The sequence below is a fragment of the Exiguobacterium sp. UBA6309 genome (assembly GCF_002439205.1).
Lineage (GTDB): Bacteria > Bacillota > Bacilli > Exiguobacteriales > Exiguobacteriaceae > Exiguobacterium_A.
The window spans coordinates 47,113-66,498 of record NZ_DJTL01000012.1 but is presented as its reverse complement, the minus strand read 5'-3'; the positions used below and the strand labels follow the sequence as shown (position 1 = coordinate 66,498).

The 19,386-nt window shown below is 50.7% G+C and carries 21 protein-coding genes; 14 read left to right on the top strand and 7 right to left on the bottom strand.

Going from position 1 to position 19,386, the window contains the following annotated elements; all coding sequences use genetic code 11:
• Positions 1-277 precede the first annotated feature (277 nt).
• Genes B3M90_RS03630 through B3M90_RS03605 form a run of 6 tightly spaced genes read left to right on the top strand, consistent with a single transcriptional unit; the run spans position 278 to position 5,611 of the window.
• On the top strand, positions 278-760 hold the full coding sequence (locus tag B3M90_RS03630) for a hypothetical protein (protein ID WP_214856088.1): 483 nt from the start codon (positions 278-280) through the stop codon (positions 758-760).
• Positions 761-789: 29 nt separating this feature from the next.
• The gene (locus B3M90_RS03625) at positions 790-915 is read left to right on the top strand and encodes a YgdI/YgdR family lipoprotein (RefSeq protein WP_251137651.1); all 126 of its coding nucleotides are present in this window, start codon (positions 790-792) and stop codon (positions 913-915) included.
• Entirely contained in the window at positions 912-2,084 is a 1,173-nt protein-coding gene (locus tag B3M90_RS03620) for a galactokinase (protein WP_214856087.1), read from the top strand. The genes B3M90_RS03625 and B3M90_RS03620 overlap by 4 nt, the downstream gene beginning before the upstream one ends.
• Positions 2,085-3,083 (top strand): UDP-glucose 4-epimerase GalE, encoded by a 999-nt coding sequence (gene galE, locus B3M90_RS03615; RefSeq protein WP_290782634.1) that lies wholly within the window; start codon positions 2,085-2,087, stop codon positions 3,081-3,083. It abuts the gene before it with no gap.
• A gap of 30 nt (positions 3,084-3,113) precedes the next feature.
• Positions 3,114-4,610: a UDP-glucose--hexose-1-phosphate uridylyltransferase gene (locus tag B3M90_RS03610; protein WP_290782632.1), complete on the top strand. Its 1,497-nt coding sequence runs from the start codon at positions 3,114-3,116 to the stop codon at positions 4,608-4,610.
• A complete protein-coding gene (locus tag B3M90_RS03605) occupies positions 4,607-5,611 on the top strand; it encodes an aldose epimerase family protein (protein ID WP_290782630.1) in 1,005 nt (334 codons plus the stop codon). Before B3M90_RS03610 ends, B3M90_RS03605 begins: the two co-directional genes overlap by 4 nt.
• An 80-nt stretch (positions 5,612-5,691) precedes the next feature.
• On the opposite strand, the gene B3M90_RS03600 is transcribed toward B3M90_RS03605, so the two are convergent.
• From B3M90_RS03600 to B3M90_RS03570, 7 genes are all read right to left on the bottom strand, one after another.
• Positions 5,692-6,171 carry a methylated-DNA--[protein]-cysteine S-methyltransferase gene (locus B3M90_RS03600; protein WP_290782628.1) on the bottom strand — a complete coding sequence of 160 codons (480 nt, stop codon included), beginning with the start codon at positions 6,169-6,171 and terminating at the stop codon, positions 5,692-5,694.
• Between the two features lie 99 nt (positions 6,172-6,270).
• On the bottom strand, positions 6,271-7,668 hold the full coding sequence (locus B3M90_RS03595; protein WP_290782626.1) for a dihydrolipoyl dehydrogenase family protein: 1,398 nt from the start codon (positions 7,666-7,668) through the stop codon (positions 6,271-6,273).
• Position 7,669: 1 nt separating this feature from the next.
• Positions 7,670-8,863 carry a dihydrolipoamide acetyltransferase family protein gene (locus B3M90_RS03590; protein ID WP_290782624.1) on the bottom strand — a complete coding sequence of 398 codons (1,194 nt, stop codon included), beginning with the start codon at positions 8,861-8,863 and terminating at the stop codon, positions 7,670-7,672.
• A 13-nt stretch (positions 8,864-8,876) separates the two neighbouring features.
• Positions 8,877-9,875, bottom strand: coding sequence for an alpha-ketoacid dehydrogenase subunit beta (locus tag B3M90_RS03585; protein ID WP_290782622.1), 999 nt, complete (start codon positions 9,873-9,875; stop codon positions 8,877-8,879).
• 1 nt (position 9,876) lies between these two features.
• Positions 9,877-10,926: a pyruvate dehydrogenase (acetyl-transferring) E1 component subunit alpha gene (gene pdhA / locus B3M90_RS03580; protein WP_290782620.1), complete on the bottom strand. Its 1,050-nt coding sequence runs from the start codon at positions 10,924-10,926 to the stop codon at positions 9,877-9,879.
• 13 nt (positions 10,927-10,939) lie between these two features.
• On the bottom strand, positions 10,940-12,082 hold the full coding sequence (locus B3M90_RS03575; protein ID WP_290782618.1) for a Glu/Leu/Phe/Val family dehydrogenase: 1,143 nt from the start codon (positions 12,080-12,082) through the stop codon (positions 10,940-10,942).
• A 37-nt stretch (positions 12,083-12,119) separates the two neighbouring features.
• A complete protein-coding gene (locus B3M90_RS03570; protein WP_290755804.1) occupies positions 12,120-12,521 on the bottom strand; it encodes a thioesterase family protein in 402 nt (133 codons plus the stop codon).
• Between the two features lie 355 nt (positions 12,522-12,876).
• On the opposite strand from B3M90_RS03570, the gene B3M90_RS03565 reads away from it, so the two are divergent.
• From B3M90_RS03565 to B3M90_RS03530, 8 genes are read left to right on the top strand one after another with little or no spacing between them, the layout of a single operon-like run.
• Entirely contained in the window at positions 12,877-14,130 is a 1,254-nt protein-coding gene (locus B3M90_RS03565; RefSeq protein ID WP_290782638.1) for a phenylacetate--CoA ligase family protein, read from the top strand.
• A gap of 18 nt (positions 14,131-14,148) precedes the next feature.
• Positions 14,149-15,120, top strand: a complete 972-nt coding sequence (paaA, locus tag B3M90_RS03560) for a 1,2-phenylacetyl-CoA epoxidase subunit PaaA (protein ID WP_023466990.1) — start codon at positions 14,149-14,151, stop codon at positions 15,118-15,120.
• Between the two features lie 14 nt (positions 15,121-15,134).
• Positions 15,135-15,479: a 1,2-phenylacetyl-CoA epoxidase subunit PaaB gene (gene paaB / locus B3M90_RS03555; protein WP_023466991.1), complete on the top strand. Its 345-nt coding sequence runs from the start codon at positions 15,135-15,137 to the stop codon at positions 15,477-15,479.
• Entirely contained in the window at positions 15,476-16,261 is a 786-nt protein-coding gene (gene paaC, locus B3M90_RS03550) for a 1,2-phenylacetyl-CoA epoxidase subunit PaaC (RefSeq protein ID WP_214856074.1), read from the top strand. Before paaB ends, paaC begins: the two co-directional genes overlap by 4 nt.
• A 14-nt stretch (positions 16,262-16,275) precedes the next feature.
• Positions 16,276-16,770 (top strand): 1,2-phenylacetyl-CoA epoxidase subunit PaaD, encoded by a 495-nt coding sequence (paaD, locus tag B3M90_RS03545; protein WP_056063796.1) that lies wholly within the window; start codon positions 16,276-16,278, stop codon positions 16,768-16,770.
• Between the two features lie 15 nt (positions 16,771-16,785).
• Positions 16,786-17,109 carry an EthD family reductase gene (locus B3M90_RS03540; protein WP_023466996.1) on the top strand — a complete coding sequence of 108 codons (324 nt, stop codon included), beginning with the start codon at positions 16,786-16,788 and terminating at the stop codon, positions 17,107-17,109.
• Positions 17,087-17,866, top strand: coding sequence for an enoyl-CoA hydratase/isomerase family protein (locus tag B3M90_RS03535; RefSeq protein WP_290782616.1), 780 nt, complete (start codon positions 17,087-17,089; stop codon positions 17,864-17,866). Before B3M90_RS03540 ends, B3M90_RS03535 begins: the two co-directional genes overlap by 23 nt.
• A gap of 5 nt (positions 17,867-17,871) precedes the next feature.
• On the top strand, positions 17,872-19,380 hold the full coding sequence (locus B3M90_RS03530; RefSeq protein ID WP_290782614.1) for an aldehyde dehydrogenase family protein: 1,509 nt from the start codon (positions 17,872-17,874) through the stop codon (positions 19,378-19,380).
• The last annotated feature ends 6 nt before the right edge of the window (positions 19,381-19,386 follow it).

Genomic DNA, 19,386 nt, shown 5'->3' with positions numbered 1-19,386 from the left:
AGTGGCGTGTGACGCGTCATTCTTTTTGTTAAAAGATAAGGGTGGCAGATCATCATTCTGCCACCCTTATCTTTGTAGAGACTGACTTTTGAGTCAGCCCCTTGTTATTCAAAAAGTAATTTTTTGAAACCGTTTACAAGTTAAAAACCGATGTGCTATAGTCGATATAAAGTTAGATAATAAATTTAATTTACTAAGTTCGTGGTCAACTAAGTGGAGGTGGATGCAGGTTAGCAGGGGCTAATCAAGCTGAAGCAGGAAAGGGAGGCATCGCGCAATGGAACCACACGATCCATGGGTTTCGTACCGTGAAGCTTTCGGGCGTTACGGAGCAATCCGCGGTTTTTATTTTCATCGGTCAACGCAACAGATGACAGAACAGGGTTCAGGCGATGTCCCGACAGACGAGCAGGATATCGTGCTCGTCCGACCACGACGTGACGGTGTGTTTCAATTCCGGATGTCATCGGTACAAGGGGTCCTGACGATCCGTTCATCCGAGCTACACATTCGAAAAAATGAGAGCGGATACATTGAATTACGCGCACTCATGCAACACATGCGCTCTGCCGGTTGTCTGACGCTCGGTGGAGAGTTATACCTCTTCGTCCGACCGGATGTTGATACGCTGGCGTACCGTCTTCGATTGATTGCCCGCGTATTGATTCAGCTACAGGGAATGCCGATTCAGACGAAAGTGATCGAAGAATGGTGCAAACAAGCACAAATTGAAGGGGAACACGCTAGACGATACGCTTGACTACTTACACATAAAAGGGGAGCTCTTACATGAAATTCAAAAAAACGAAACTCGTTGCTGCAGCATCAGTCCTAACATTATCCGCATTCCTTGCTGCTTGTGGTGGCGAAGACGAGCAACAAACGAAAACAAAAGACGGTAAGACGATCGTATGACAAACCAGACGTTAGAAGCACAATTTGAACAGCGGTTTGGCTCACCGTCGACGCATCGCTTTTTTGCCCCAGGTCGAATCAATTTAATCGGTGAGCATACGGATTACAATGGCGGTCACGTCTTTCCGTGCGCGTTAACGTTCGGTACACACGCGATCGCGCGAAAACGAGACGATCAACGTTTCCGCTTCTACTCGCTGAATTTTGAACAGGACGGCATCATCGAAGTCGCACTCGAAGAACTGGCGTATGACGCGACGCACGGTTGGGCGAACTATGCGAAGGGTATGATTTCAGTCCTACAGGAAGCAGGATACCAGATCAATACAGGATGCGACATCTTGATTCAAGGTGATATTCCGAACGGAGCCGGTCTTTCGTCATCCGCTTCACTTGAACTCGTCATCGGAGTCTTGCTCGATCGATTGTATGGATTAGACATTCCACGTCTTGATCTCGTTCGGTTTGGTCAACAGGTCGAAAACCGTTATATCGGCGTCAATAGTGGTATCATGGATCAATTTGCGATCGGTATGGGGAGAGCGGGAGCGGGATTGTTGCTTGATTGTGAGACGCTCGACTATACGTATGCTCCACTCGATTTGACGGGATATACGATCATCATCATGAATACGAACAAACGCCGTGAACTGGCAGATTCGAAATATAATGAACGCCGGGCGGAATGTGAGGCAGCACTCGCTTATCTCAATCAGTTCACATCACGGGAAACGCTCGGACAATGGACGACATCAGAATTCACGAAAGTCGCATGGGAAGACGAAATCTTGATGCGTCGTGCCCGACACGCGATTTCAGAAAATGAACGAACACTTCAAGCACTAGCGGCACTCGAAGCGGGAGAACTGAAGACGTTCGGTCAGTTGATGAATGCTTCACACGTCTCGTTACGGGAAGATTATGAAGTGACAGGGATTGAACTCGATACACTCGTCGAAGCCGCTTGGGAGCAACCGGGCGTGCTCGGCGCACGGATGACAGGTGCTGGTTTTGGTGGCTGTGCGATTGCGATCGTTGAAGACGAGGCAGTCGACGCGTTCAAACAAGCTGTCGGCGAACAATATGAAGCAAGGATCGGTTACCCGGCGACGTTCTATACGGCGACGGTCGGTGACGGAGCACGTGAAATCGAACGGGAGGTCATCTAAATGGCAACTTTAGTCGTAGGTGGAGCTGGTTATATCGGCTCCCATGCTGTCTATCAATTGATTGATGCCGGAAAGGATGTCGTCGTCATCGACCATCTGCAGTCCGGTCACCGTGAAGCGGTTCATCCGCAGGCACGTCTATATGAAGGAGATATACGCGATCGTGCTTTTCTCGATCGTGTCTTTACGGAAGAGGCGATTGAACAGGTCATCCATTTCGCTGCTTTTTCACTCGTTGGCGAGTCGATGACGGAACCATTACGCTACTTTGATAACAACGTTTATGGAACACAAGTGTTGCTCGAAGCGATGATTGCCCATGACATTAAACAGATCGTCTTTTCTTCGACGGCAGCCACATACGGGGAACAGGAGCAGATGCCGATTCTCGAGACAGCGGAAACGTGTCCGACGAATGCGTATGGTGAGACGAAGTTGATGATGGAGAAGATGATGCGATGGTCTGAACAAGCATATGGCTTACGTTATGTCGCATTACGTTACTTCAACGTTGCGGGTGCGCGTGTAACAGGAGAAATCGGGGAAGATCATACGCCGGAAACCCATCTGATCCCGCTCGTCCTCGAAGTTGCCAACCGGCAACGGTCAGAAATTTCGATCTATGGCGATGATTATCCAACGCCTGACGGTACCTGCATTCGTGATTACATCCATGTTGAGGACTTGATCGACGCACATATGCGAGCACTTGATCATTTGGCTGATGGAAACGAGAGTACGGTCTTTAACCTCGGTTCAAGCCAAGGGTTTTCCGTTCGGGAAATCATTGAAGCAGCTCGACGCGTGACGGGACATCCGATTCCAGAACGGATCATTGAACGTCGTGCAGGGGATCCGAATATCTTAATCGCCGGATCTGCCAAAGCAAAAGAAGTTCTCGGCTGGACACCACAACGCACCGACATCGAAACGATCATCCGTGATGCTTGGAATTGGCATGCACATCATCCAGAAGGGTACCGGACGAGCGTTCGTTAATAGAGAGACAGAATGAGGAGAGTGACGGCGATGAATGAACTCATCCAACAGTTAGTAGCGCAAGCGATCCAGGAACGCTTGATTGAACAGGAAGATGCGATCTACGCCCGGAACCGGATTCTAGCGCGAATCGGTCAAGCCGATTTTGAAGAACAGGCAGACGTACCATCTCGCCCAATTCCCGATATTTTGGACGACATGATTGAAGTGTTGATCGTAAGTGGGCAGTTGCCGGCGGGTCTTGAAGACAAAGAGCAGTTCGCAGCAGATGTGATGGATATCTTCGTTGCCCGTCCGTCTGACGTGACGGCGGCATTCCGCCGTCTGTACGCTGAATCACCGGTAGCGGCAACAGATTACTTCTATCAACTGAGCCAAGCGAGTAACTACATCCAAACGAAACGGATCGCTAAGAATAAACGTTATCAAGCAGAGACGGTTTACGGGACGATCGATGTCACGATCAACTTATCGAAGCCGGAAAAAGATCCGCGTGAAATCGCAGCAGCTCGGACGGAGGCACCAACGGCGTCGAACTATCCAACCTGTCTGTTGTGCGTCGAAAATGTCGGCTACGCGGGTCGTGCGAATCATCCGGCCCGTGCGAATCACCGGGTTGTTCCGCTGACACTGATGGAAGAATCATGGGCACTGCAATACTCACCATACGTCTACTACAATGAACATAGCATCATCCTGTCGCAGGAACATCGTGACATGGTCATCAATCGGGATGCATTTGCAAGGCTGATTGCCTTCGTTGAGCAGTTTCCACATTACTTCGCTGGTTCGAACGCTGACCTGCCGATCGTCGGTGGATCGATCCTGACGCATGATCATTATCAGGGCGGACGCTATACGTTTGCGATGGACCAAGCAAACGCTTTAACATCCTTTACGTTCCCGGATCAGCCGACAGTCACTGGGGAGACATTACACTGGCCACTGAGTGTGTTGCGTCTGAAGAGTAAAGATGCGTCGGCATTACTCAATGCTGCGACGACCGTCTATGAGACATGGTTGATGTACACGGATGAGAGTCAAGAGATCCGTTCACATACAGGCGAGACGCGACACAATACCGTGACGCCGATCGCTCGTCAACGCGACGGACAATTCGAGCTCGATCTCGTCTTGCGGAATAACCGGACGTCAGCAGAACATCCGGACGGTATTTTTCATACACATGCCGATATTCATCACATCAAACGGGAAAATATCGGTTTGATCGAGGTGATGGGACTGGCAGTCTTACCGGCACGTTTGCTCCAAGAATTGCAACAGGTCGAACAGTTCATCACAGGCGAAGTCGACGAAGTAGCAGCTGCTCATGCTGACTGGGCACAGGAACTAAAACAAGCGTATGTCGGACAACATGTCACGACATACGTCGAGCAAGCAGTTGCTACAAAATTCGTACGTGGTCTTGAGGACTGTGGTGTCTTTAAACAGACAGAGGAAGGTCAGGCGGCGTTCGGGCGATTCGTTCAACTCGTGACGCGCCAACCAGTGGAGGAACAACGATGACACGACTACTTGAGAAAGAGTTGATTCGACATACATTACGTCAGGAAGGTATCGAAGTGACACTCTGGAACTATGGCGGCATTATCCAGGACATCCGGACGATTGATCGGGATGGTCATTTGGAAAGCGTCGTCTTAGGTCTAGAGACGGTGAAAGACTATCAACAACACTCGCCGTACTTCGGGGCAATCGTCGGACGCGTCGCTGGTCGAATCGGGCAGGCACGTTTCGAAGTAGAGGGAAAAGTCTATCCGCTCGTCGCAAATGACGGGGCGAATCATCTGCATGGTGGAATTCACGGATTTGATCAAGCGTGGTTTGATGTCATCGAAGCGACGGATACATTATTCCATTTGCGCTTAAAAAGTCCAAACGGAGAAGAAGGTTATCCGGGAACAGTTACACTTGATGTGTTTTATCGACTAAAAGATACGACATTGACACTTGAGATGTCGGCGGTGACGGATCAGACGACACCACTCAATCTGACGAATCATACGTATTTCAATTTATCTGGAAATGCGAAGCGAGATGTGTTAGATCATGTCTTGACGTTACCAAGCGACTGTTACTTACCGGTCCAGCCAGACGGTTTGCCGACAGGCGAACAACGGGATGTATCCGGAACCCCATTCGATTTCCGGAACGGTCAGTCGATTCGTAAGGGAATTACGCTTGAGCATCCCGAGACGATCGCTGTCGGAAATGGCTACGATCATCCCTTCGTGTTGTGGGATAACACACTTCGACTCGCAGATCCGGTATCCGGTCGTTTCGTCGACGTCACGACGAATCAGCCGACAGTTGTGCTCTATACCGGAACGCAACTGCTGACCGATTATACGGTTCATGGTGTTCCTGCTCGACCGTCGCTCGGTTTATGTCTTGAAGCACAAGCGCATCCAAATGCAATCCATGAATCTGATTTTCCTTCAATCCTGTTATCACCTGGTGAGACCTACCACTGGAAAACAGCTTATCGTTTTAATGTAGTATCTTGAAATAAGCCCCGCTTCCCGTGTCCAATTGGACAGGGAAGCGGGGCTTATTTGTGGTAGAACAGGGAAGGAAAAGTCTCAATTCACAGACGTTGCTCGAGCGCGAGTAGCGTCCGCTTCATATTCAGTCCGCCATGATAGCCGAGCAAATCGCCTTTTTTGCCGATAATCCGGTGACACGGGATCGCAAGCAGTAATCGATTTTTGCCGATTGCCGTGCCAATCGCGCGAGTCGCGTTCGGTCGGAAAAGACGTTCCGCGATATCGGAGTAGGTGGCTGTTTGACCGTACGGTACCGCACGTAGAGCATGCCAGACTTCAAGTTGAAACGGAGTACCGACTGGTGCGATCGGAAAGGAGAATGTCGTCGACTGCTGATTCAAGTAGGCCAGCAGTTGCTCCGTATATGGAGCAAGCGCGGTATCAGAAGCAACTCGTTCCGCCCGAGGCAAGTATTTCCGCGACCAGTCGTCGAATAAATCCTCCGGTTCATCCCAAGCACCGACATAACAGAGACCATCCGCTGTAGCGGCGACCGGAAATGTATGGTTGTTCCATTGCATGCGAGTGAAGTACAGTTCCATGACCATGTTTTCCTTTCTACACGAAATGAAGTGACGCATTCCCAAGAAGTGATTTTTGCGCAGAGACACCTCTTTTGATTACGCGCGCGAACCGACCTGTTGACGTGGTGGAAGATGGATCGATTGACTGAATAAGGCTTCCATCGATTCCGTCAAGGCTTCGACCCTACTCGGATGTGCCATGACAGGGAAGAGGAGATCTTCTCGTTTCGCTGTCAGTTCCAGTGCTTGGGTGAATTGACCGACGAGACGATGCGCATCGTCTCCTATCATATGAATACCAAGGATCAGTGATGTCTGTTCGTCAGCGATGACCTTGACGAACCCACTGCCACCTTCAATCGTCGTCGTTCCGTTTGCATTTAGTGGGAACTGTCCACTCTGAACAGTATGTCCGGCTTCACGGGCTTCCTGTTCCGTCATCCCGACCGAAGCAATCGGAGGAAACGTTCGCAGAACGGTAGGATAATACGGTGTCGTCGGATCGACGTCTTGACCGGACAAGTGAGCTGCTGTCCGCTTCGCTTCGTGAATCGCACGAGTGGCGAACTGTGGACCCGGTGTGACATCACCGATCGCGTAAATATGCGGTTGATTCGTTTGTCCGTATGCGTCGACGGGGATCGTTCCGTCTTCTGCAAGCGTCACACCAATCCGTTCGAGACCGAGTGTCAAACTGTTCGGGATCCGGGAAAGGGACTGGAACAAATAGGCACCCTGATAGGTGACTTCTTCACCGTTTTTCATGACCGTGACGGTCGCGTCCGATGAAGCCTCGATACGTGTCACGACATCCGACACGAGACGGATTTTTTGTTTTTTGAATGTCCGCTTCAGTTCCTTTTCAACGCTTGGTTCGAGTGACAATCGATCGGCGAACAACGTCACCTCTGTCCCAAGTGCATGGAAACAGGCTACGGCTTCAAGTGCTAATGTGTCGGAGCCAATGATCAATAAGCTGGTTGGTAACTGCTCGAGTTGATAAAGCTGTTCGGCATTCAGTCGGCACGATTCCTCGTGCTGGATGCTGTGACTACCGGTCGCAATGATAACGTCTTGAAACCGGTACGTATCGAACTGATGTCCCGACTCAACACCGATCCGGTCCTCTGACAGGAAGGAGGCTGCACCAGAGATATGCTCAATCTGGTTCGCCTGACAGAGGGCGACGACACCTTGACGTAATTGCTGCACGACACGATTGCGGTAAGCATTCAGTTTACTGAAGTCATGGACAGTAGGGGTGGTGAATCCAAGGTCTGCAAGATGCGGCAAGCGTAACATTTCTTCTGCCGCATGCGCATAAACCTTGGACGGGATACAGCCTCGGTTCAAACAAAGTCCACCGAGTTCAGCTTGTTCAATCAGTGTCACCTTACGACCGCCTTGCGCAGCACGGATCGCTGCCGTGTAACCTGCGGGACCCCCACCGATAATCAGGAGATCCCGTTCTTGTGTAAGTTCGCCAACAACCATGTTAGATCAACTCCAAAAGTAGGGTAGTCGGATGTTCAATCAGTGAAACGAATCGGTTCGTAAAGGCAACGGCCGTTGCTCCGTCTGCGACGCGATGATCGAACGACATCGACAAATTCATCATCGAGCGGACGACGATTTGATCGTCTTCATCGACACAGGCTCGTTTTTTCGTCTTGTGGAAGGCAATCAATGCCGTTTCCGGATAGTTGATGATTGGTGTAGCCCCCGTACTGCCCAGTGGACCAACATTGCTCATCGTAAAGGTACTTGGCTTTAAGTCCGCTGCACGTAAGGCACCGTTTTGAGCACGTTGTTGCAACGAAATCAGTTGATCATGCAGTTCCGTCAGTGAGAGCCGATCGGCATGACGGATGACTGGCACCATTAACCCGTCTGGTGTCTCGGTTGCCATGCCAAAGTGGAAATCCCGCTCTAATCGAATACATGCATTCGCTTCATCGAGTTTGGCATGGAAGACGGGGTAGTCTTTTAAAGCAACGATCAAGGCTTTGATGAAGAAAGCATTGACGTTAATGTTTCGTCCAGCGGGTTTCCATTCGGCACGTAATGCGAGCAAGCGCGTCATGTCAACTTCTTCAAAGTGGGTGACGTGCGGAATCGTGTACAGCGACTGGGTCATCTTTTTCGCGATTTGCTTACGAATGCCGCGGAATGGAATCGTTTCCGGTGATGTTTCTTGGTATGTGACCTCTTCAATAATCGGTGTAGCTGTCTCTTGTGGAGCAGTAGTAGCCTGGACGAAGCGAAGGACATCGTCCTCTGAAACTCGACCTGATGGATCCGAAGCCGTCACAGCTTCGATATCAATCCCGTGGTCACGAGCAAGTTTTCGTGTATACGGTGTCGCTAGGACCCGTTTTGATGGAGATGCTTGAGCAGGTGGGGCCGCGACAGCGACAGGCGCTGGTTCAGATACGCGCGACACTTCAGAAGCGTTACTTGCTTCGATGTGCAACAACGTCGTACCGACTTGCACCGTCTGACCGACCGGAATGATGATTTCCTTGACGATTCCGGAGACAGGAGCCGGTAGTTCAGCGACCATCTTATCGGTCGCAACCTCAACGACCGGTTGATCGGTCGTGACGTGGTCTCCGACTTGAACGAGATAATGCGCGATTTCACCTTCCGTCATACCTTCCCCGACATCATGTAATTTGACTTCGATCATGGGACTCAGCTCCTTAAAACTCGACCGTACGCTGAATCGTCGCAAGGACTCGTTCCGGCGTCGGAATGTAATGGTCTTCGAGGGCGAACAGTGGAACCGGAACATCAAAACCTGTCACACGGGCAATTGGTGCCCGTAAATAAAGAAACGCCGTATCGTTGATCAACGTGATGAGATCATTCCCGAGACCACCCATCGCTGCGGCTTCATGCACGATGACGGCACGACCGGTCTTTTGAACGGAAGCAGCGATTGTGTCCCGGTCAAGCGGATAGAGCGTCCGTAAGTCGAGGACTTCGCAAGAAATACCGCGTTCCTGTGCAGCCATCGCTGCCTTGTGAGCCACTTGGACCATTGCCCCCCAAGCGATCAACGTCACGTCCGTCCCTTCACTGACGCAGCGCGCTTTTCCGATCTCGACGGTATAGGACTCGCTCGGTACGACTTCCTTGAATGAACGGTAACTACGCATCGACTCGAGGAACAACACGGGATCTGGATCTTCAATCGCAGCAATCAATAACCCTTTTGCGTCGTACGGTGTCGCCGGACAGACGACCTTGAGACCGGGCATTGATGTAAAGAGCGCTTCCGTACTATCGGAATGGATTTCCGGTGCTCGGATGCCGGCACCATAAGGCGCACGAATGACCATCGGCACACTATAGCGTCCCATCGTTCGCATCCGGATACGAGAGACATGGGTCATGATTTGTTCATAGGCAGGGTAGATGAAGCCGAGAAATTGAATCTCGACGATCGGTTTAAAGCCATTGATGGCAAGACCGATCGATGTACCGACGATGCCGGCTTCACTGAGCGGTGTATCAACGATCCGGTCTTCACCGAACTCTTCTTGTAAGCCGTCCGTCGCTCGGAAGACGCCACCGTTTTTTCCGACATCTTCTCCAAGAACGAGTGTCGTCTCATCCTCTGACAATTTTGTCCGCAGGGCATCCGTGACAGCTTGAACGAGTGTCATCTCTGTTTGACGATTGATTGGTGTTGCCATCTCATTTCCCCCTTGCTAGCAGATACGCTTCTTTTTGTTGCTGGACATCAACCGGTAAGGTCGCGTACGTATGGTCGAACAGATCATTGACGTCTGGTGCCTTGAATTGCTCCATCGCAGTTACTGCCGCTTCGACTTCTGCCTGGTGCCGTTCCTGCAGCTGTTGCATCCATGTTTCGTCAAAGTAGCCTTGATGTTGTAAGAACTGTTCAAGTCGATCGAGCGGATCGACCCGGTCACGCGAGCGGGCTTGATCACGGTATTTCGTTGGATCGTCTGCTGTCGTATGGGCACCAAATCGCCACGTGACGGCTTCGATCAATGTTGGTCCACCGCCAGAACGGGCACGCGCAACGGCTGCTTGCATCGTGAAATAGACGGCAAATGCATCGTTCCCATCGATTCGGACGCTTGGCATCCCGTAGGCGATCGCTTTTTGTGCGATCGTTTCGGAATGCATCTGTTTTTCGATCGGAACAGAAATCGCGAATTGATTGTTTTGGTTGAACAGAATGACTGGTGCTTGGAAGACACTCGCGAAGTTCATCCCTTCGTGGAAGTCGCCTTCAGACGTCGCCCCGTCACCAAAGTAGGCGACCGCGACGTTCGTCGTACCTTTTCGTTTTTCCGCCCACGCGGCGCCGACGGCATGCGGAATTTGCGTCGCAATCGGAACGGTAGGAGGGAAGATGTGTTTCTCAGACGGCACGCAACCTTCGACACGACCGTTCCAGTAGAGAAGGGTCCGCACCATGTCGGCACCGAACGTCAACGTCGCACCGTGATCTCGGTACGTCGGGAATAACCAGTCCTGCTCTGACAACGCCAGTGCACTACCGACTTGCGCTGCCTCTTGTCCTTCGAACGGTGCATAAGTGCCGAGGCGCCCTTGGCGTTGTAAGTTGATCGCCTTCCGGTCGAACGTCCGGATCCGATGCATCTGTTCATATAGGGTGAGGGCGAGCTCTTTCGTCAGATCGTGTTCTTTTGAGGCGTCGATGATACGACCTTCTTCATCGATGATGCGTTGAATCGGAAAATGTTGCTCCATGTCAGTCCCTCCTTCAGTGGTTACGGATATCCCATTTTGGTTTTGTCGTATTCGTGAAGATGTTGTTGTGTTTTGCCCGGATCTGCATCCGTTTTTCACACATCCGGTTCGCGGCTTCGACCGTCGTGATGTTTTCTGCTTGCGATTCCTTGAAGACTTCGAGCACGGCGTCATAGATGTGACGCGTCTTCAGGAGGACCCGTTCGTGATTTGCTCCGTACAGTTCGTCAGCGACTTGAATCAATCCACCACCGTTGACGATATAGTCTGGTGCATACAAGATGCCGCGGTCCATCAAGACGTGAGCGAGCTGTTCATCCGCAAGCTGATTGTTTGCCGAACCGCAGATGGCTTTGCACGGTAAGAGGGCAATATTTTGAGCGTGAATGACACCACCGTATGCACATGGAACGAAGACATCAGCATCCGTCAGATGAATTTCGTGAGGCGAGACGACGCGAACTGTCCCGGGTGCCATTTCGGCTTGAGTTACGATTGCTGCGAGCGCGGCTTCATTGACGTCTGAAACATAAATCGTCGCACCGGCGAGTAACAGTTGTTCTGCGACCTTGAAGCCGACCTTTCCAAGTCCTTGAATCGCATAAGTCGCGCGACTTAAGTCGTCCGAACCGAATAACGTCTCGATTGTCGCCCGGAGTCCATAGACGACACCTTCAGCCGTCGGGATCGATGAATCGCCACTTCCGCCAAAGGCTTCCGGAATGCCGACGATCCGTGACGTCTCCCGACTAGCATGAACGAAGTCATCCATCGTCGTACCCATGTCGGTTCCGGTGTAAAAACGTCCGCCGAGCGAATCGACGAAGCGACCGAAGGCACGAAAAAGCTCTGGTGATTTATCTGTTGCCGGATTGCCGATGATGACGGCTTTACCACCACCAAAATCAACATCAGCGGCAGCGCATTTATACGTCATGCCACGTGACAGGCGGAGGACATCGTCAAGTGCTTCATCGACAGAAGCGTAAGGCGCCATGCGGCAACCACCGAGAGCGGGACCGAGCGTCGTATCGTGGATGGCGATGATTGCTTGTAACCCTGAGACAGGGTCGTTGCAAAAGACGACTTGCTCGTGACCCGCGATTTTTTCCATGATCGAGAGCGTTGGATTCGTAGATGGGTTTAACATGTTCATAGTAGAGTCCTCCTCTATCAAATATAAGTAAGCGCTTTCATTTTGTTGGAGCATTGACTTGCAATTTTTCTTGAATCCGGCTTTTTTCTAAAATGAATTGTGTTACTTCTCCTGTTCCAATGACCGCTTGTCCGTCTCGGACTTCGATGTCAGCGTCAACGCGACGTGCTGTGACGCGTGTTACTGTAGCGGTCACGATCAATCGTGCGCCTTCAGCTGCCATACCAAGATGCTTCAGTGAAACTGCACCCCCGACACCTTCTTCACCAGCTTCTAGGTAAGGCAAGATCAGTTGACGTGCTGCCCATTCCATGTGATAAACCATCGAAACGGTGGAGTATGCTGGATGAACGAGCTGACCTTCGAATCGTGCAAACATATCTTCCGAGACGACTGCTTGAATCTCTGCTGTATCCCCGACAGCTAAACCTGGCTTCATCGTGATCCCCCTTCACTACAACGAATCCTCATTCCATCAAGTGGTCTTACCAAAAATAGTATAACACTTGTCACACGATATTTTATCAATCCGTTACAAAATGAGCAAATCATTTCAGAAATATTTTCCAAAAAAAGACTCTCGTCATGAAAAAATAGCTTTATAAGCCGATTGATTTACTGGTAAGGTGCATTGAAGTGATAAAGTGAGAATCGTTTGGGAGCATTTAACAAAACAAGATTGACAACATTGTGAACGTATCGTACGTTAAACATATAACTAAAAATAAACGACCGTCTTATTATTGTATACATGATGAGGAGGTGCAGATGTGTACGATCAACATCACGAAACGATGGATGCTCAAACGCGGGAGCAGCTACAAATGGAGCGATTGCGCCAAACGATGGAACACGTCACGCGCGTCCCTTTCTATCAAGAACGTCTGCAGACATTGCAGATGACGGCACATGATTTTCAAACGATCGAAGATCTACGAAAATTTCCCTTCACACGCAAGCAAGATTTACGCGATCATTATCCGTTCGGGCTATTTGCCGTCGAACGAGAACAGGTCACTCGAATTCACGCCTCGTCTGGTACGAGTGGTAAACCGACTGTCGTCGGGTATACGCAAGAAGATTTAGACGACTGGGCAGATGCCGTAGCACGGAGCTTAGTCTTAGCCGGTGGTTCACCAGCTGACTTGTTGCACAATGCATACGGCTACGGACTGTTCACAGGTGGACTCGGTCTTCATGCAGGTGCTGAAAAACTAGGCATGACGATCTTGCCGATTTCCGGTGGCAACACGGATCGGCAAATCACGTTAATCGAGGATTTCCGACCGGATGGCATCTGTGGGACACCTTCGTATATTTTGCGATTAGCAGAACGCATGATCGAACGGGGGATCGATCCACGCAAGACAAGCATGCGTTACGGCATATTTGGAGCTGAACCATGGTCGGAAGAGATGCGGCAGACACTCGAACAGACCTTTGATCTACAGGCATTTGATATTTATGGACTCAGTGAAATCATGGGACCAGGTGTCGCGATGGAGTGTCAGGAGCAGGCAGGTCTGCATATCATGGATGACTTATTCATTACGGAAGTCGTCGATCCCGTTACGGGGGAACCGGTACCAGATGGCATGGTCGGGGAACTCGTTTTTACAAGCTTAAAAAAGAAAGCGCTTCCAATCGTTCGTTACCGGACAGGTGACTTAGCATCGATCACGCACGAAGCGTGTGCTTGTGGTCGGACGACAACACGGATGTCACGTGTCAAAGGGCGAACGGACGACATGCTGATTATCCGAGGGGTCAACGTCTTCCCGTCAGAAATCGAGCGGGTCTTACTCCAACAGCCGGACGTGACGCCGCATTATCAAATTCATCTCGTGCGTAAAGCAGGACTCGATGCCGTTGAGCTACATATCGAATTCGAAAACATCTCGGAGCGACAAATGCGTTCGATATGTGACGCCATCAAGTCGGAATGCCTCATTTCCATTGATCTCGTCTGTCACCCGCACCAAGGGTTACCACGATCGGAAGGGAAAGCCGTTCGGATCGTTGATCGACGCTCGACATCACTCGTCTGATTCAAAGGAGGAACTAGCATGTATGATGCAACACAACTGTTCGAACCCGTCCAACTGACGGAAGAAGAAAAATTAGCACGCTTCAAGGAACGAATCGAGCAAGGTGAAAAAATCGAAGCCGATGACTGGATGCCTGATTTTTACCGGGACACGCTAATTAAATTGATTTCGATGCATGGTATCAGTGAAATCATGGGTGCGCTTCCGGAAAAAGAATGGGTTCCAAAAGCACCATCACTTCGCCGGAAGCTTGGCATCATGGCGAAGGTTCAGGATGAGATGGGGCATGGACAACTGTTACTTCGTGTCGTCGAGGATTTGATGAAGCCGTATGGCAAGACACGCGGGGATTTGATGGACGATTTATTCACCGGACGATTGAAGTTCCACAACGTCTTCCACATGCCGACGCGGTCATGGGCCGATGCCGGGATGATCGGTTGGCTCGTCGATGGCGCGGCAATCATCACGCAGACGAACATGCTCGGTGCTTCGTACGGACCGTACGCACGTGCCTTGCAACGGATCTGTGCAGAGGAAGTCTTCCACGCACAACACGGAGAGTCGATCATCATGGCACTCGCGGAAGGAACACCGGAACAGCGGGCGATGATTCAGGAATCACTGGATGAGTGGTGGGAATCCTTGTTGATGTTCTTTGGACCAGCCTCGAAAGAGACGACCGGGACATCAAAACAGGACGTGACGATCGCTTATAAGATTCGGACGAAAACGAATGAAGAGCTCCGACAAAACTTCTTTACGAAGTACGTGCCACGGATTCGTTCACTCGGACTCGTCATTCCAGACCCGACGTTACGTTTTGATGAAGAGACAGGGCAATGGGAATATGCGCAGCCAGACTGGACGAAATTCAAGACGATCATCCAAGGGGGAGGACCACGTTCGAAAGAGCGACTGGATCTGCGCCGGACATCTTACGAAAATAACGCCTGGGTACGGGATGCACTCGCTGAAACGAAGGCATGAGAGGGGAAAGCACGATGAACGAGACGTTTTATCACGAATTCGAAGTCTTTAGCAAACGGACGCCGAACGCGGCGTTCACCCATCAATTCAGCTTGCTCGCTCCGAACAAGGAGATGGCACTGTTGATGGCGCAAGAAAATTTCATGCGCCGGGAACCGGTCGTCGACATTTGGGTCGTCAAACGCGAAGATATCCGTGGTTTATCACCCGATGAGAAGCAGATGCTCCAACGCCTCGATAATAAGGACTACCGGACAACGAAAGGATACGGCTACTTGAAGAAAAAATGGCGTCATTACGAGCAACAGATGCTCGATGAAAAAGAGATCATGTCTTGGCAAGGAGGCGATTCGAAATGACGGAACAAGAACGGACGGCACTCGCCTCCTTACTGTATCAACTCGCAGATGATGACTTTCTCTATGCGTATCGTGGTTCGGAATGGCTCGGGCTTGCACCGCATATCGAAGAGGACGTCGCTTCATCCTCGATCGCGCAAGATTCGATGGGACACGCGGCGATGTATTACCAACTCCTTGAGGAACTTGGTGAAGGGAATGCTGATGCGTTAGCCCACGTCCGCTTGGCACACGAACGGAAGAACTCGATTCTTGTCGAACGTGTCAATGGACCCGGCTATTATATGGAAAAACCCGAATATGACTGGGCATTCGCTGTCGTCCGGAACTATTGCTATACAGTCGCGAAAAAGATTCGGATTGATGCGTTGAAATCGAGCAGTTACGAGCCACTCGCTGCGGCTGCCGTCAAGATCAACATGGAGTTGTACTATCATTTGCTGCACTGGCAAACATGGTTCACCCAACTTTATCAATCGACGGAGACAGCTCGCCAGAAGATGGATGCAGCCCTAGAAAAAGTCCTCTATGACTTCGGCGACATGTTCGATTATGGCGAACACGGTCAACTGATCGAAGAGATGCGGTTGATTGAAGGGCAAGGGATTTTACTTGATTGTTGGTATCAGACGATCACACCGTTACTCGTCGAATTGAACGTGACCCTCCCAGAAATGCAGATGACACGCAACGGGCGGGACGGCGATCATACGGAAGACTTGAATGATGCACTCGCGACACTCGGAGAAGTCTATCTGATTGATCAAACGGCGACGTGGTGAAAGGAGAGGGAAGCATGACGACGACACTTCAACATGCGATCCGTGAAGCCCTGAACGGGGTGAAGGATCCAGAAATCGATAGCGTCAGTATTTTAGATCTTGGCATGGTCGAAACGATGGACGCGGAAGCGACGGCGCATGGCTACACAGTGCACGTCACGCTTCTCCCGACGTTTCTCGGTTGTCCGGCGCTTGAAATCATTAAAAAAAATACCGAAGCTGCTTTGCAGGTGATTCCGAACGTCGAGCAGGTCGATGTCCAGTTCCGGTTTGATCCACCGTGGACGTCAGACCGGATCACAGAACAAGGGATGCAAGGATTGAAGGCATTCGGCATCGCACCCCCTCGATTCGAACAAGGGAAGTGGGAGATCGACTGTCCGTACTGTGGGTCGACGTACGTGACGATGGAAAACTTATTCGGACCGACCGCTTGTCGAAGTATTCTCTATTGTAAATCGTGTAAAAATCCATTCGAGGCGATGAAACCCGTCTCTACTCTCATGTGAAGGAAGGTAATCAATATGGCAAAATTAATCGCACTGTACAAACATCCGGAAAACAAGGAAGCATTCGATCAGCATTACTTTGAGGTCCATGGTCCATTGACAGCAAAAATTCCAGGACTGCAAGAAATGAATGTCACGAAAATCGTCGGTTCACCAATGGGCGGGGACGGAAAGTATTACTTGATGTGCGAGATGGTCTATGAAAGTCAGGAAGCGATGCAAGCAGGCATGCGTTCTCTCGAAGGAAAAGCGTCAGGGAAAGACTTGATGAGCTTTGCGGGGGATCTCGTCACATTGATGATTGGTGAAGATGTCCATGCCGACACAACAGTACGTTAAGACAGAAACGGTTGGTCGGATCGGTCGAATTCGGCTCGACCGGACGGCACGATACAATGCGCTGAACCGGACGATGGTCCGCGAAATCGTCGAGGCGATGGAGATATTTGATCGTGACGATCGGGTGACGGTCATCGTCTTGACGGGAAACGGAAAGTCGTTTTCAGCAGGTGCTGATATCGAGGAGATGCTCGAAGCGACACCGATCTCGATGGAACTCCTCGATCCGTTCGCGGACTGGGACCGGATCAGCCGAATCAAAAAGCCGATCATTGCAGGTGTCCATGGTTTCGTCCTTGGCGGCGGTTTCGAACTCGCACTTGCTTGTGATTTAATCTACGCCGATCCTGCGACACAGTTCGGTTTTCCAGAAGTCGGACTCGGCGTCATGCCGGGAGCAGGCGGGACGCAACGTTTGACAAAATGCATCGGTCGGACGCGGGCGCTCGAATGGCTCTTCACGGGTGACCGGATGCAGGCAGACGAAGCAGAACGACTTGGCATCATCAATCGAGTGACGATGGATGTTGAAGCGACGGTGCTTGCGATGGCAGAGCGGTTATCGAACCAGCCGAGCATGGCGTTACGACTGATCAAGGATGCAGCAAACAAAGCCGTCGATTTATCGTTACAAGATGGCATGGAGCACGAACGCCGGAACTTCTATCTGTTGTTCGCAACAGCCGATCAAACAGAAGGTATGCAAGCTTTTCTCGAAAAACGCCCACCGATTTTCAATCAACAGGAACAGGAGTGAATACAATGTCGACAGTACATGAAAAAACACTTGAAATGAAACGGTCCGTCTATCATTTGCTCATTAACGGCGAACAAGTCGAAGGTGCAACAGGCGAGACATTTAAAACATATAATCCGGCAACAGGTGAAGTGATTGCGGAAGTTGCAAAAGCCTCGAAGGAAGACGCTGATCGTGCCGTTCAAGCCGCACGGGATGCGTTTGATCACGGGAAGTGGAAGATGTGGCCGGTCGGACGCCGCGCGCAAATCTTAAATAAGATTGCGAGCATCATGCGTTCCCGCTTCAACGAAATCGTTGAACTCGAGATTCTCGATACAGGGAAATCACTAGCAGCGGCACAAGGACAAGTCACGCAAGCGATTGAAGACTTTGAGTTCTACGCAGGTGCGATCGTCGGTCATCGTGGTGTCGTCAATAACGTGCCGGGACAATTCCATAACTACACAGAAAAAGAAGCGGTCGGTGTTTGTGCGCAAATCATTCCGTGGAACTATCCATTGATGATGGCAGCTTGGAAAGTCGCACCAGCGATTGCAGTCGGTTGTTCGGTCGTCGTCAAACCAGCGACATTGACTCCGTTGACAGCGATCATTCTCGGTGAGATTTGTCTAGAAGCTGGCGTTCCGGCAGGTGTCGTCAACGTCATCCCAGGCTCAGGACGCGAAATCGGCAACCATCTCGTCGAGCATCCAAACGTCGATAAAGTCGCCTTCACGGGCTCGACGCCAGTCGGAAAAGACATCATGGGACGTGCCTCGGAAACACTAAAACGAGTCACACTCGAACTCGGTGGAAAATCACCGAACATCGTCTTTGAAGATGCAGATGTGACAGCAGCCGTTGATGGTTCGTTGTTCGGAATCTTCTATAACAGCGGTCAATCATGTGAAGCACGCTCGCGTTTGTATGTTCACGAAGAGATTTACGACGCGTTCATGGAGCAATTCGTCGCGAAGACAAAACAACTCGTTCTCGGCAATCCATTTGATAAAGGGACACACGTCGGAGCGATCATCGACCAACAACAAGTCGATGTTATCGATGGATACGTCCAGTCAGCGAAAGCAGACGGAGCGACAATCGTCACAGGTGGTCATGCGACAGCACCAGAAGGATACGAAAAAGGCTTCTGGTACGCACCAACGATCATCACGGACGTCACGCACGAGATGAAAGCGGTCAATGAAGAAATCTTCGGACCGGTCGTCGTCGTCATGCCGTTCAAAGATGAAAAAGAAGCGATTCGTTTAGCGAACGACACATCGTTTGGACTCGGATCAGCGGTTTGGACAAAAGACGGTGCAAAAGCGACGCGCGTTGCCAACCAAATCAAAGCCGGTATCGTCATGGTCAACTGTCCGTTCTCTGCTTTCCCAGGTACACCGTTTGGTGGGTATAAGCAATCAGGATTCGGTCGTGAACTCTGTATCGAAACACTTGATCTGTACACAGAAACGAAGAGTATCTTGTCGTATTACGGCAGTCGTCCACTCAATCCGTTCGGACTATAAGCAAGA